The organism is Ruminococcus sp. (assembly GCF_017549005.1).
GTDB lineage: Bacteria > Bacillota > Clostridia > Oscillospirales > Ruminococcaceae > Ruminococcus.
Genome location: NZ_JAFYYT010000054.1, coordinates 33,836 through 47,706 on the forward strand (window position 1 = coordinate 33,836; position 13,871 = coordinate 47,706).

Annotated in this window: 10 protein-coding genes and 1 other annotated feature; of the genes, 6 read left to right on the forward strand and 4 right to left on the reverse strand. The window is 48.2% G+C overall.

Translation table 11 applies throughout. The features are described 5' to 3' along the window. The first annotated feature begins 209 nt into the window (after window positions 1–209). From gdhA to IKW96_RS13390, 4 genes are all read left to right on the forward strand, one after another. On the forward strand, window positions 210–1,577 hold the full coding sequence (gdhA, locus tag IKW96_RS13375) for an NADP-specific glutamate dehydrogenase (RefSeq protein WP_296575873.1): 1,368 nt from the start codon (window positions 210–212) through the stop codon (window positions 1,575–1,577). 262 nt (window positions 1,578–1,839) lie between these two features. Then, the gene (locus IKW96_RS13380) at window positions 1,840–2,463 is read left to right on the forward strand and encodes an AAA family ATPase (RefSeq protein ID WP_296575876.1); all 624 of its coding nucleotides are present in this window, start codon (window positions 1,840–1,842) and stop codon (window positions 2,461–2,463) included. Window positions 2,464–2,559: 96 nt separating this feature from the next. Continuing rightward, window positions 2,560–3,285 (forward strand): DUF421 domain-containing protein, encoded by a 726-nt coding sequence (locus IKW96_RS13385; RefSeq protein ID WP_296575879.1) that lies wholly within the window; start codon window positions 2,560–2,562, stop codon window positions 3,283–3,285. Further along, entirely contained in the window at window positions 3,257–3,643 is a 387-nt protein-coding gene (locus tag IKW96_RS13390) for a DUF4363 family protein (protein WP_296575884.1), read from the forward strand. Before IKW96_RS13385 ends, IKW96_RS13390 begins: the two co-directional genes overlap by 29 nt. A 302-nt stretch (window positions 3,644–3,945) precedes the next feature. On the opposite strand, the gene prfB is transcribed toward IKW96_RS13390, so the two are convergent. After that, entirely contained in the window at window positions 3,946–5,064 is a 1,119-nt protein-coding gene (gene prfB / locus IKW96_RS13395; RefSeq protein ID WP_296575889.1) for a peptide chain release factor 2, read from the reverse strand. 212 nt (window positions 5,065–5,276) lie between these two features. Further along, window positions 5,277–5,513, forward strand: a binding site (T-box leader). Window positions 5,514–5,597: 84 nt separating this feature from the next. Here prfB and IKW96_RS13400 point away from each other — a divergent pair. Further along, window positions 5,598–8,219, forward strand: coding sequence for a valine--tRNA ligase (locus tag IKW96_RS13400; protein ID WP_296575893.1), 2,622 nt, complete (start codon window positions 5,598–5,600; stop codon window positions 8,217–8,219). A 150-nt stretch (window positions 8,220–8,369) separates the two neighbouring features. Here the strand turns inward: IKW96_RS13400 and IKW96_RS13405 are convergent, their stop codons facing one another. Then, window positions 8,370–9,914, reverse strand: coding sequence for a trypsin-like peptidase domain-containing protein (locus IKW96_RS13405; RefSeq protein WP_296575897.1), 1,545 nt, complete (start codon window positions 9,912–9,914; stop codon window positions 8,370–8,372). A 276-nt stretch (window positions 9,915–10,190) separates the two neighbouring features. Here IKW96_RS13405 and IKW96_RS13410 point away from each other — a divergent pair, with 276 nt between their 5' ends. Then, window positions 10,191–11,462: a hemolysin family protein gene (locus tag IKW96_RS13410; protein WP_296575901.1), complete on the forward strand. Its 1,272-nt coding sequence runs from the start codon at window positions 10,191–10,193 to the stop codon at window positions 11,460–11,462. Window positions 11,463–11,568: 106 nt separating this feature from the next. Here IKW96_RS13410 and IKW96_RS13415 read toward each other — a convergent pair whose 3' ends face one another. Then, a complete protein-coding gene (locus IKW96_RS13415; RefSeq protein WP_296575905.1) occupies window positions 11,569–12,885 on the reverse strand; it encodes a protein kinase in 1,317 nt (438 codons plus the stop codon). 23 nt (window positions 12,886–12,908) lie between these two features. Further along, the gene (locus IKW96_RS13420; protein WP_296575908.1) at window positions 12,909–13,862 is read right to left on the reverse strand and encodes a GDSL-type esterase/lipase family protein; all 954 of its coding nucleotides are present in this window, start codon (window positions 13,860–13,862) and stop codon (window positions 12,909–12,911) included. Window positions 13,863–13,871: the final 9 nt, after the last annotated feature.

The window sequence follows — 13,871 nt, forward strand, 5'->3', positions numbered from 1 at the left end:
GACCTGAACTTCACACCAAGATGGGAAAGGCGGTTGTTGAAAGAAATATAGTCAGTATGCACAAACTTCGTCAAAAATTTTGTGCGTTGGGGATTAAAACGAAGAAATTTGCAAATTTACAGCAATAAAGTATTGCAAAATGGAAACAGTAGTGTTATAATCAATAATGAACTGCATCTGCAGAATTTAGTAAAGGAGGTTTTTTAACAATGGCGTTAAAAAATCAGTATCTTATCGAATTATTAGAAAAAGTTAAGAAAAGAAATCCGGGCGAGCCTGAATTCATCCAGGCTGTAACAGAGGTTCTTGAGACTCTCCAGCCTGTTGCTGAGAAGAGACAGGATCTTATCGACGCAGGCGTATTCGAGAGAATAGTTGAGCCTGAGAGACAGGTTATGTTCCGTGTACCGTGGGTTGACGACAACGGCAAGGTACAGGTAAACAGAGGTTTCAGAATCCAGTTCAATTCTGCTATCGGACCTTACAAGGGCGGTATCAGACTTCACCCGTCAGTATATCTCGGAATCATCAAGTTCCTCGGTTTCGAGCAGGTATTCAAGAACAGCCTTACAACACTTCCTATGGGCGGTGCAAAGGGCGGCTCTGACTTTGATCCTAAGGGCAAGAGCGACGGAGAGATCATGCGTTTCTGCCAGAGCTTCATGACAGAGCTCTGCAGACACATCGGCGCAGACTGCGACGTTCCTGCAGGTGATATCGGAACAGGCGCAAGAGAGATCGGCTTCATGTTCGGTCAGTACAAGAGACTCCGCAACGAGTTCGTTGGCGTTCTCACAGGTAAGGGCCTTACATACGGCGGTTCACTCGCAAGAACAGAGGCTACAGGTTACGGTCTCTGCTACTTCACAAACGAAATGCTCCAGGCAAACGGCAAGAGCTTCGATGGCAAGACAGTTGTTATCTCAGGTTCAGGCAACGTTGCTATATACGCTACAGAGAAGGCAACACAGTACGGTGCTAAGGTCGTTACTGTTTCCGACTCAAACGGCTACATCTACGATCCCGACGGAATCGAGCTTGATCTCGTTAAGCAGATCAAGGAGGTTGAGCGCGGCAGAATCAAGGAGTACGCTTCAAGAACTTCACACAAGAACGCTGAGTACCACGAGGGCAGCGTTTGGACACTCAAGTGCAATGCTGGCAGCATAAAGCTCGATATCGCACTTCCTTGCGCTACACAGAACGAGATCAACGGCGACGCTGCAAAGGCTATCGTTGCAAACGGCGGTTTTGCTGTTGCTGAGGGTGCAAATATGCCTTCAACACCTGAGGCTATCGAGACATACCTTTCAAACGGCATTCTCTATGGTCCTGCAAAGGCTGCTAACGCAGGCGGCGTTGCAACATCAGGTCTCGAAATGAGCCAGAACAGCGAGAGACTCAGCTGGACATTCGAAGAGGTTGACGAGAAGCTCCACGGCATCATGAAGTCTATCTTCAAGGCTTGTGACGAAGCTGCTAAGGAGTTCGGCATGGCTGGCAACTACATGGCAGGCGCTAACATTGCAGGCTTCCTCAAGGTTGCAGAGGCAATGAAGGCTCAGGGCTGCGTTTGATAAAAAAACTGATAGTGACTCATCAGTAAGAGCAGTAAAGTAAACTAACAGGTCTCCCGTTGTGCTAACCGACGGGAGACTTTTTATATTTAATAATGCACAATTAAGTAAGCCCTGAATTGGTGAAAACATAGAAACTCAACCATTTAAACAATAATTATTGTTGTTAATGTTGAAATATGTGCAAAATGTGATATAATATGAAATGTAGTTATTTTATCATATTATGTAATAAGAATTATACCATGGGGGAGATAATAAAATGAAAAAAACTATAATCACTATTGAAAGACAATACGGAAGCGGCGGCAGCAATATCGGCAGACTCACCGCTGAAAAGCTCGGTATCAAATGCTATAACAGACAGATACTTGAAATGACGGCTGAAAGGTGCGGGATCGCTCCCGAATATCTTGAGAATGCAGAGGAAAATGTTCCCACAAGCTTCCTGTATTCACTGCTTTTGTCGGCAAATCCAGCAAGGACTATGGAAGAAAATCTTCCTCTGTCCGACAAGGTCTTTCTTATGGAGAGCCGCATAATCAATGAAATTGCCGACAGGGAGAAGAAGTTCGTCATAGTCGGCAGGTGCGGAAGCTATATCCTCGAGGACAAGGGCTGCTTCAATGTGTATATCTATGCAGACCCCGAGGTCCGCGTAAAAAGGGCGATAGAGGAATACGGCGTAAGTGAGGGCAAGGCGGAGTCCATAATGAAAAAGGCGGATAAGCGCCGCGAGACCTTTTATAACGTCAATACAGGCAGACTATGGCAGGACAAGGATCAGTATGCCCTGTGCCTGAACAGCGGAGTTCTCGGCGATGAACTCTGTGCGGAAATGATAGTCAAGGCATATCAGGAATATAATGAACGCTTTGCTGATTGATATAAAGAATAAGTTTCTATATAGGCAACAAAGTAACGCGCGGCTTTGAATATATCAGCTCCTTTGCGGCAGAATAACCGTAAAGGAGCTGTTTTTATGTGTGTAGTACTGATACGATCGGTCATGCTGTATCTGCTTGTCATATTCGCGGTAAGGCTCATGGGAAAGCGCCAGCTCGGGGAGCTTCAGCCCTCGGAACTCGTCATAACCATACTTGTCTCGAACATCGCGACTCTTCCCATAGAAGACGTGAATATTCCCGTAATCGTAGGAGTCACGCCTATTCTGTCACTGGTCTGCTTTGAAGTCATTACCTCATGGATAAACCTTCGATTTCCCAGGCTGAGAAAGCTCATATCGGGAAGTCCTAAAATAGTCATACGGAACGGGCGGATAGAGAGGGATATACTTCGGGAGCTTCGTTTTTCGGTGGACGACCTTCTTATGGCTCTGAGAAGCAAGGACATTTTCGACCCCGACGAGGTGCAGTTCGCAATAGTCGAGACCACAGGCAGTGTTTCAGTGATGAAGAAGCAGTCCGCGGAAACTCCCACGCGGCGTGATATGGGTATCTCCGCAGAAGAGACCGACCCGCCCGTGCTGATAATATCCGACGGAATATATGTGGAAAAGGCTATGGAGTCGCTGAAACTGAGCAGAAGCGCTGTAGAAAAGCTGCTTTCCGCCAATAATATGAGAGTAAACGACGTTTTCATCATGACTGCCGACAGCTCCGGGAGCTGTTTCATAGCTGATAAAAAGGGGAATACGCCCCGAAAAGTAAGGCTCGGAGGTGAAAAGAACGACAAGAGTAAGGCTTAGCGCGGCAATTCTGCTGATACTGATAGCATTCAGTGTTTTTACGAGCGTTTGGGTGAACCGCCGCTGCGATGAAATGCTCGGGGAAATAAACAAGCTCAGTATCATGTCAGAAAACGGAGAAAGTGAAGCGCTCACAGGGAGCGCACAGGAGCTCGGAGAAAAGTGGGAAAGCTTCCGGCATTGGGCGTCTGTTCTGCTGAAGTACGACAAGCTTGTAGAAGCAGACAGGATAAGCGCAAGGATAATACAGCTTGCGGAAAGTGATGGCGAGGAGCTGAAAGCGGAGCTTTCTGAGCTGCGGGAGCTCCTTGAAATGCTAAAAAGCGGCGAAACGCCGCTTTGGAATAGCGTTTTTTGAAAAAGTGAACAGTTATTAGTGCATTGAAAAGGGACGCCTTTGGCGTCCCTGAATTATTTCCGGAATTTTGTGCATGATACAGTCTGTTTTGCAGTATCAACGCTGAATGATATGTCGAAATCTTCGCAGTTCCAGCAATTTGTCTGATAGATACAGAAAGAGAACCCGACATCATCATATTTTACGTTGTATATATATTTGCCGTATTCACCGGCGCGGTTCTTTATTTTACTGCCGTTTACAAGGACCTTTTCGGCTTTTCCGCTTTTTGATATGCGAGCCGGTCAATTACTCATTACGATTTACTTTTCCAGTGTTCCGTGAGAGAGTGACTTCAGATAAGCATTGATGAATCCGTCGAGGTCGCCGTCCATAACAGCCTGGATATTGCCGTTTTCAAAGCCGGTACGGGTGTCCTTTACAAGAGTATATGGCATGAATACGTATGAGCGTATCTGCGAGCCCCAGGCAATCTGGTTCTGAACGCCCTTGATATCCTCGATCTTTTCGAGGTGCTCTCTTTCCTTGATCTCAACGAGCTTTGAACGGAGCATCTTCATGGCGTAGTCCTTGTTCTGATACTGGCTTCGCTGAGTCTGACAGGAAACAACGATACCTGTAGGCTTATGGATAAGACGTACAGCAGAGCTGGTCTTGTTGACTTTCTGCCCGCCTGCGCCGCTTGAACGGTAAACTTCCATTTCGATATCCTCGGGACGGATATCAACTTCGATAGAGTCATCGAGCTCGGGCATTACTTCAAGTGCTGCAAAAGAGGTGTGTCTGCGGCCCTGAGCGTCGAACGGAGAGACACGTACAAGTCTGTGAACGCCTGACTCGGATTTCATATAGCCGTAAGCATTCTCGCCCTCGATAAGTATAGAAGCGGACTTCATACCTGCTTCATCGCCGTCAAGATAGTCAAGAAGCTCGACCTTGAAATCGTGACGCTCAGCCCAGCGGTTGTACATACGGTAGAGCATTTCTGCCCAGTCCTGAGCCTCTGTTCCGCCAGCGCCGGCGTGGAAGGTGAGGATAGCGTTTGCATTGTCATACTCGCCTGTAAGCAGAGTTGACAGCTTTTCGTCCTCCAGCTTTGTTTTGAAAGCTTCGGACTCGCGCTTTATCTCTTCAACGTCGCTCTCGTCGTCAGCCTCGATAGAAAGCTCGATAAGAGCGATTATATCTTCAAGGTTATCGTTGAGCTTGTTGAAATTCTCGATCTTTCTTTCCAGTGATTTCTGCTCCTTGAGCACTTTCTGGGAGTTTTCGAGGTCGTCCCAGAAACCGTCCCTGCCTGTTTCTTCGGCAAGCTCGGCAACGCGCTTCTTTGCAGCTTCTATATTCAGAACGTCGGCAAGCTCCGACATTTCCTTTCGGTAGCCTGTCATTTCTACTCTGAGTTCGTCGAGTATTATCATAGTTTCAAATCCTTTCAAACATAGATACATATATTATATCACAGTTTCGGACGGACTGCAAGGGGAAAAAGAGAATTTTTCGCGTTGTGTGAAAATTTCTCAGCCCTTAGCCGTGTAGGGAACACCGTCCCCTACAATCTTAGTTCTTAGTTCTTAGCTCTGATAATTCCGTCTTGACAAATGAAAAATTATCATGTATAATTATAAGGTATTCAAAGGCAATGATGAAGAGGAGTACGTGAGATACCCGATTTTCAGAGAGCTGCCGTATGGTGAAAGGCAGTATGAGGGACTTGCGGAAGTAGCTTCGGAGCTTCGCGTGCCAACAGCAGATGCTCAGTAGTATGCGGCGTGATCCTCACGTTACAGGGGAAGGAGCTCACAGGCTCCGCAGAGTGCGGGGTAATACCCGAATTCAGGTGGTAACACGGACTTAGTTCGCCCTGAACCTTTAACGGTTCGGGGCTTTTTATTTGCTCTGACCGACAAAAACACGGTGACGTCGGCTGACTGTCACGAAAAGGAGAATGAAAATGGCAAAGGAACTTGCAAAGGCTTATAACCCCAAGGACTTTGAGGATCGTATCTACGCCGCATGGAACGACAAGGGCTGCTTCCGTGCAGAGGCTGATCCAAAGAAAACGCCCTACACTATAGTTATTCCCCCTCCGAACATCACAGGACAGCTCCATATGGGACACGCCCTTGATGAAACATTGCAGGATATACTTATCCGCTGGAAGAGAATGAGCGGCTACAGCGCACTGTGGCTCCCGGGTACGGACCACGCAGCTATAGCTACTGAGGCTAAGATAGTTGAAGCTATGCGCAAGGAAGGCGTTACAAAGGAGGACCTCGGACGTGAGGGCTTCATGAAGCGCGCATGGGAGTGGAAGAAGCAGTACGGCGGCCGTATCGTTGAACAGCTCAAGAAGCTTGGCTCTTCCTGCGACTGGTCACGCGAGCGCTTCACTATGGACGAGGGCTGCTCAAAGGCTGTAAAGGAAGTATTCATCAAGTACTACGAAAAAGGTCTCATCTACAGAGGCGAGCGTATAATCAACTGGTGTCCCAAGTGCCGCACCTCCCTTTCCGACGCAGAGGTAACATATGAGGATCAGGCAGGTCATTTCTGGCACCTCCGCTATAAGATAAAGGACAGCGACGGCTATCTGGAGCTTGCTACGACACGTCCCGAGACTCTTCTCGGCGATACGGCTGTTGCAGTAAATCCGAAGGACGAGCGCTATACAGCTCTTGTAGGAAAGACTGTTATCCTGCCTATCGTACACCGCGAGATACCTATCGTTGCTGATGATTATGTTGAAATGGACTTCGGTACAGGTGTAGTTAAGATAACTCCTGCTCACGACCCCAACGACTTTGAAGTAGGTCTCCGTCATAATCTGCCGGTTATCAACGTAATGAACGACGACGCTACAATAAATGACGATTATCCCGCATACGCAGGCATGGACCGCTATGAGGCAAGAAAGAAGATAGTTGAGGACCTCGAAAAGGAAGGCGCTCTTGTTAAGATAGAGGAGTACAGCCATAATGTAGGTACCTGCTACCGCTGCGGAACTACAGTTGAGCCAAAGGTATCGACTCAGTGGTTCGTTAAGATGAAGCCCCTTGCAGAGCCTGCTATCAAGGCTGTAAAGAACGGCGATACAAAGTTCGTTCCCGAGCGTTTTGATAAGATATACTTCCACTGGCTTGAAAACATCAAGGACTGGTGTATCTCCCGTCAGATATGGTGGGGACATCAGATACCTGCATTCTACTGTGACGAGTGCGGCGAAATGGTCGTTACCAAGGAGAGCAGCGCGGTTTGTCCCAAGTGCGGAAAGCCCATGAGACAGGACCCCGATACCCTTGATACATGGTTCAGCTCGGCACTGTGGCCTTTCTCGACTCTCGGCTGGCCTGAGAATACCGAGGACCTGAAGTATTTCTATCCTACAAATACCCTCGTAACAGGCTATGATATCATCTTCTTCTGGGTAATCAGAATGATGTTCAGCGGACTGGAGAACATGGGAAAAGTTCCTTTCGATACAGTTCTTATCCACGGACTTGTACGTGACGCCCAGGGACGCAAGATGTCCAAGTCTCTCGGAAACGGTATCGACCCTCTTGAAGTTATCAACGAATACGGTGCTGACGCTCTCAGATTTATGCTGGCTACAGGAAACTCGCCCGGAAATGATATGCGTTATATCGACGACAAGGTAAAGGCTGCCCGTAACTTTGCGAATAAGCTCTGGAACGCTTCACGTTTCATTATGATGAACCTTCCCGAGGACTTTGAGTTCAGGGGACTTCCTGCGGAGCTGGAGCTCGAGGACAAGTGGCTCGTGAACAAGTTCAATCAGCTTGCAAAGGAAGTAGGCGAGAACCTCGAAAGATATGAGCTTGGCGTTGCTTCACAGAAGATATACGACTTTATCTGGGATGTATTCTGCGACTGGTACATCGAGCTCACAAAGCCGAGAATACAGGCAGGCGGCGAGACAATGGCAAAGGCTCAGGCAGTTCTGGTATGGGCTATGCAGGGTATGCTGAAGCTCCTTCACCCATTCATGCCGTTCATTACCGAGGAGATATGGCAGGTACTCACAAACGAGAAGTCAATGATAATCCTGGAGACTTACCCCACATATGACGCTTCTATCGACTTCAACGCCGAGGAGAAGGCATTCGAGAAGATAATCTCAGCTATCAAGGCTGTAAGAAATACACGTACAGAAATGAACGTACCTCCGTCGGTAAAGGCCAAGCTCTTCATCGAGACTGCCGACAAGGAGCTTTTCAACTCCTGCGCTGTATTCTTCGAGAAGCTTGCTTCCGCTTCAGCAGTCGAGACAGGGGACAAGTTCGATATACCTGATTCGGCAAACGCTGTTACCGATTCCGCACGTATATTCATTCCTATGGACGAGCTTGTTGACAAGGATAAGGAAATAGCACGTCTTGAAAAGGAAAAGGCAAAGGTACAGAAGGATATCGACTTCCTCAGCGGAAAGCTCAATAATCAGGGCTTTATCGCAAAGGCTCCCACACAGCTCATAGACGCCGAGAAGGCAAAGCTTGCAAAGGCTGAGGAGAAAATGGCTAAGATAGAGCAGTCTATCGCTGCTTTCAAGAAGTAATATGTTTTATCGTGGAAAAACTTCTTCATAAAGATGTTGCCGATATATGTATTATTATAAGCGTACTGAAAAAACAGCACTCCCGAAAGTTCGGGAGTGCTGTTTCCGTTTTTTTATGTAAAGGAGTATCAATGAAGATTGCATTGGGTGTTATTCTGCAATATCAGGAGCTTCTGCGTTATTTCTGTTTTTTCTTGCGGGAGCTTCCTCTTCGCCGCCGTTGTCTTCCTCGGCATTTTCATTGTCGGAAGCGCTCTTCTTTGACTTCTTGGAAGTCTTTTCTTCGTTCTCTTCGTCAGCCTGCGGCTTATCTACCTCGTCAAGTATGAGCTTTACAGTCTTTTCATCGCCGTTTCTGATGAATGTTACTTCAACCTCGTCACCTGCGGAGTAAATGTTCTTTTCAGCTGAGAGCTCCTCATAGCTCTTTACCTTCTTGCCGTTGAGAGCTACGATGATATCGCCGTTCTGGAGGCCTGCCTTTTCAGCGCCGCTGCCCTTCTTGACATCGGATACGAATATACCTACAGGGAGATTGTACATCTTTGCAGCAGTTTCGGTAACGTCATAGCAGGATATACCGAGCTGCGGCTTACCTGTTACGTAGCCGTACTTCATAAGGTCGTCGATAACGTTAGCTGTAAGGTTGGATGGGATAGCAAAGCCGATACCCTCGATAGAAGCCTCAGATGAACCGTATGAGGAGGACATCTTTGAGGAGTTGATGCCTATTACCTGACCGTACTTATTGATGAGCGGTCCGCCAGAGTTGCCCGAGTTGATAGCTGCGTCGGTCTGAATAAGGTTCATGGTCTTGTCGTTGATAGTGATGTGACGTCCGAGACCTGAGATCATACCGCCTGTAACTGTGTCCATAAGGTCAAAGCCGAGGGGGTTGCCGATAGCTATTACTGACTCGCCAAGCATGAGCTCGTCGCTGTTGCCGAATTCAGCTGCTGTGAGATCTGTTTCGTCTATCTTTAAAACTGCGAGGTCGTAGTCAACATCATAGCCGACGATCTCTGCTTCAAATGCTTCATCGTTGTTAAGGAGAACAGAAACGCTGTCTGCTTGTTCGCCGCCGTTCTCACTGTCATAGATAACATGGGCGTTTGTTACGATATAGCCGTTTTCGGATATGATAACGCCTGTACCTGTTCCCTTGTACTCTTTTGAAGTAGTACCGCCGTCGTTGTTTCCGTTTCCGAAGCCGAAGTCAAATCCACCGCCGAAGCCGAAATCAAAGAAGTCGTTCATTGACTGCCGCACTTCTGTTGTGAATGTGGATTCTATACCTACTACAGACGGGAGCATTTTCTCAACGATATCCTCTGTTGAAAGAGTGCTGCCGCCTACCTCTTCTGGCTTGATTATGCTTACGTTCTGAGCTGTTACTGACTCGGACTTTGCTTCCTTTGTGGCAGTTGTGGCCTTTTCGGTTTTCTTGCCGTCTTCCGCATCAACTACTGCTGCGCTGCGGATATTGCTCTCGCGGTTGAATATGCGGTAGCCCTCGATAGAGCCTGCGGAAACGACTCCCATAGCTACAACGAAAGCAGCTACCTTCAAGAAGGAATGCTTTTTCCTGGGCTTCTGCTCCTGAGGCTGCTGTCCGTCTGTACTGAAGCCGTTGTAGCCCTCGCCGTTGTTCTGCTGGTTTTCATTGTTATTAAAATTGTAATTATACTCATTCATAATATTCACTTTCCTTTTCGGTTATTTTATTTCTGAGGTTCTCCCTCAGCCTGTGATTATATTATATTAGCCCTTTGTGATATTGATTTGCGGCATTTGTATTGTTTTTGAGAATTTTATGTGTAAATTTTATCACAATTCCCGGCGCTTTGTGAAATTGATGTTAAGGACAGTCGGTATTCCGCCGCATGAATGGTAAAGGGCTGCGTCAAAGACTTGCATTATTTTTTATTATATGTTATAATAGTAACATTATTATATAAGGAAAGGAATAATATGGACAGTTCAGATATATGGAAGATAGTTCTCGTCATTGCTATGATGATCTTTTCAGCCCTGTTTTCGGGGACTGAAACGGCTTATTCCAGTGTTAACAAGCTTCGCCTGAAAAACTACGAGGCACAGGGCAGCAAAAAAGCGAAAAAAGCTCTCAGGCTCGCAAACCGCTTCGACGAAGTCCTCACAGCAGTGCTTATCGGCAATAATATCGTGAATATCGCCACTTCGTCGGTTAGCACCCTTATTTTTATCAAGCTTGTGGGGCCGAAAGGTCCTGCGCTGTCAACTATTGTTGTCACTGTGCTTGTGCTGGTGTTCTGCGAGGTACTGCCGAAATCCTATGCCAAGAAAAACGCGGAGAAGCTTGCGCTCGCATTCGCTCCGCCCCTTACGTTCCTGGTGGGACTTTTCAAGCCCTTTGTGTGGCTGCTCAATAAGCTCTCGTCCCTTGTTTCAAAGGGTGATGAAGCTCCCAGCGTTACCGAGGACGAGCTAAAGTACATGATCGATGAGATCGAAGAGCAGGGCGTTATTGAGGAGCAGGAGAGCGAGCTGGTAAAAAGTGCGCTTGAATTTGACGAGATAACCGTAAATGAGATACTCATTCCCCGCGTTAAGGTCATCGGCGTTGAGCTTGGCTCGACTATCGACGAGATAAAGGAGCTTTTCAGCCGTGAGATGTACTCCCGTCTGCCTGTGTATGAAAAAAGTCTTGATGAGATCAAGGGTATCATCACAAACAAGGCGTTTTTCAAAATGCTGGTGGAGGGCGGAAGCGATATCACGCCTATCATTCAGGAAGTTCCCCACATTGCCGATACAAAGCTCATAAGCGAGGCTATGCGCGATATGCAGCGCTCAAAGGTACACCTTGCGGTAGTCATTGACCAGTACGGCGGTACTAAGGGAATAGTCACCCTCGAGGACATCATCGAGGAGCTCGTCGGCGAGATCTACGACGAGGACGACGAGATAGAGACAAATATAATGATGCTTGCACCTGACAAATACGAGGTGGCAGGCGATATGAGCATAAGCGATATGCTTGAAATGCTGGATCTTGACGAGGACATGATAACTACGGACTACACCTCCGTGGGCGGCTGGGTGACAGATGTTATGGAGCATATCCCCGAGGCAGGCGAGACTGCCGAAAGCGGAATTTTCCGCATTACTGCCGCTGAGGTCAACGAGCAGAACGTAGAAAAGGTCATTATCGAGGTGCTCCCCACCGACGACGATGATGACGAAGAAGATGAAGATAAATAGTGCTGAGAACTCGGAACCAAGATCGTAGGGGCTGCCTTTGGCAGCCCTTTTTGCTGATTGCTGATAACTGAAACACCCGAAACAGTTTAACTGTTTCGGGTGTTTATCATTCTACAGTGCCCTCGCTTCTGCCTATAGTGAGGACGAAGCCTTTGTTTATGGGCATTATGCCCTGTGGGTCAACTGTTTTTACCGTATTGTCGGGGAGCTTTACGCTCCATGTATCATTGGAGAGGTTGCGGAGAGCGTGTTTGCTTGGGTCCTTCTTGTTGCGGACCACCTCACCGATTATCTTATGGAAGTCGCCCTCCGTGTCGCCTGCCATGCCCTCATAGAGCTTAGCTCCGCCGAATGCAGGGAGCTCGAAGCGCTTGAACTTGATACTTTCGGTGCAGGTCAGCTGACCGTTGCAGTACATACAGTTCACGGAATACTTCGGGGCGATAAAGGTTTCCTTGCCGCAGTGAGGACAGGGGACTGTCTCGCTTCTCAGTTTAACAAAGGCGTCAAGCCATGTCATTTCGATAACGCGGTCGTAAGGGGGCTGTACCGACTTCTTTCCGAATGATTCTATGAAAAGGTCGCGGATATAGTCGGGATATATCTTCCAGAAGCGGAGAGTATTGGTGTTGAGCTGATTGTTTGCGGCATTGCGGTCGTCCTCGGGGTCGAGAACGAATACGGGGTCTGAGCCGTAGAACTTCTTTTCAAGCTCGGGAGTCATGCACGGAGGAGTAGAGTATTTGCCCTCCAGCGGGTGCTCGATGAACAGCATACGGAAGAGTATGACTGCCAGCGAGAAGCGGTCGGAACGCTTGTCGGGAGCTCCGCCGAGAACTACCTCGGGAGCCATATAGCGCTGTTTGCCGGCAATTCCGAAGTTGACGCCGCGCTCGGAAACGTTGTCGTTGTCACATATGAGCACATCGCCGTTTTTCGGGTCTATGAAGAAGTTGCCGTTATTGAGGTCCTGATAGCTGTAGCCGTCGTTGTGGAGAGCGCGGAAGCCCTCGATGATATTGATGGCTGCGTTGCAGCGGGCGGTTATATTTGCGAAGCTTGCCTTCATGCGGCGTGTTTTGGGGTCCCAAAGCAGGAAGCGTGTCAGCTCCTCATAGCCTGACGGGCGGAGTGGCATGATATAGCCGAAAGAGCCGTCTATCCAGTTGGAGAGCTCCTCAGGCCAGAGAAATGCCTTTGTGGGAGCGCCCTTTTTTATGTTTGCCTTGAGGTTTTCGTAGAATTCCTGGGGGTTTTTCATCTTGTCGATAGTGGACTTGTGGTACCATTTGAGCGCCATCTGCTTGCCGTTGCACTCAACGCGGTATACATTTCCCTGTCCGCCGCCGCCGAGAAATTCGAGTATGGTGAATGTGGAATTGTATACTGTCCTGCCTGTGTAGCCTACTTTGAGTTCTGCCATTTTATGCTCCTTTCGCTTTCAGCTTATAGGTTGGAAAATTCTTCGTTCTGAGGTTTCTTGTTTTGTGTGGTAGTCTCTGCTGTATCGGAGGTGGATTCTGTCTGCGGCTTGTCTTCTGTTGCAGCGGGGGCTGTAGTCGCGGCAGGGGCAGCAGCCACGGTATTCATGCAGAGCCATTCACACCATGTGGTGTAGTACTTTGCAAGGACGTGTACGCCGTCGCTTGCGTACTCGGCTGTAAGATAGCCGTAATCATCGTCGAATAAGGGATTGACGTCCAGGTAGTATATCTTCTTGTTGTCGTCAGCCATTCCCTGTATATTTGTATTCAGCGCATTTATTCTCTCATTGGTGATATACTGGGTCTCGCCTGAGGTTGTAACGTGGAGGTTTGCCTGCAAATATATCAGGGCGTCCTTCTGTATCTCGCGGATACCGTCAACGAGGCGCCTGTACTTTGCGGTTGTTCCCTCGATATCGTTGCCTATCTCGTTAATGCCGAGCATTACGTATATCTTGGCGTACTGCTTCTTGCGGAGCTTGTCCCATACGGTCATGCCGTCCACGGTGGATTCGTCTATTCGCGCCACCATGAGGCCCTTGTCGCAGAAATAGTCCGCATTTTTCAGCGTACCGTAGAGGCTTATGCCCACTGTTCGGGAGTCGCCGATAAACAGGGCGTCGTCGAAGTACTCGGGGCCGCTTTCAATAAAGCTTGACGGCGGAGTTGCAGGCTCTGTGGGAGCTTCCGTGGCAGTCTCAGTGCCCTCTGATGTGGTCTGAGTCTCGGATGTGACGTCCTGACCGGCTGTCGTGGTGGTCTCGGCAGGCTGAGTTACCGCCGTAGGCTCCTTTACGGCAGCCTTTGGCTTTTTGATATTGCTGCTATCCCATATCTGCTTATATATGAACGGCGAAGCCACAACGCAGGTGACCAGCAGTATCAGTGTATATATGCATTGTTTTAACTTGCTCAATTCTTTCTC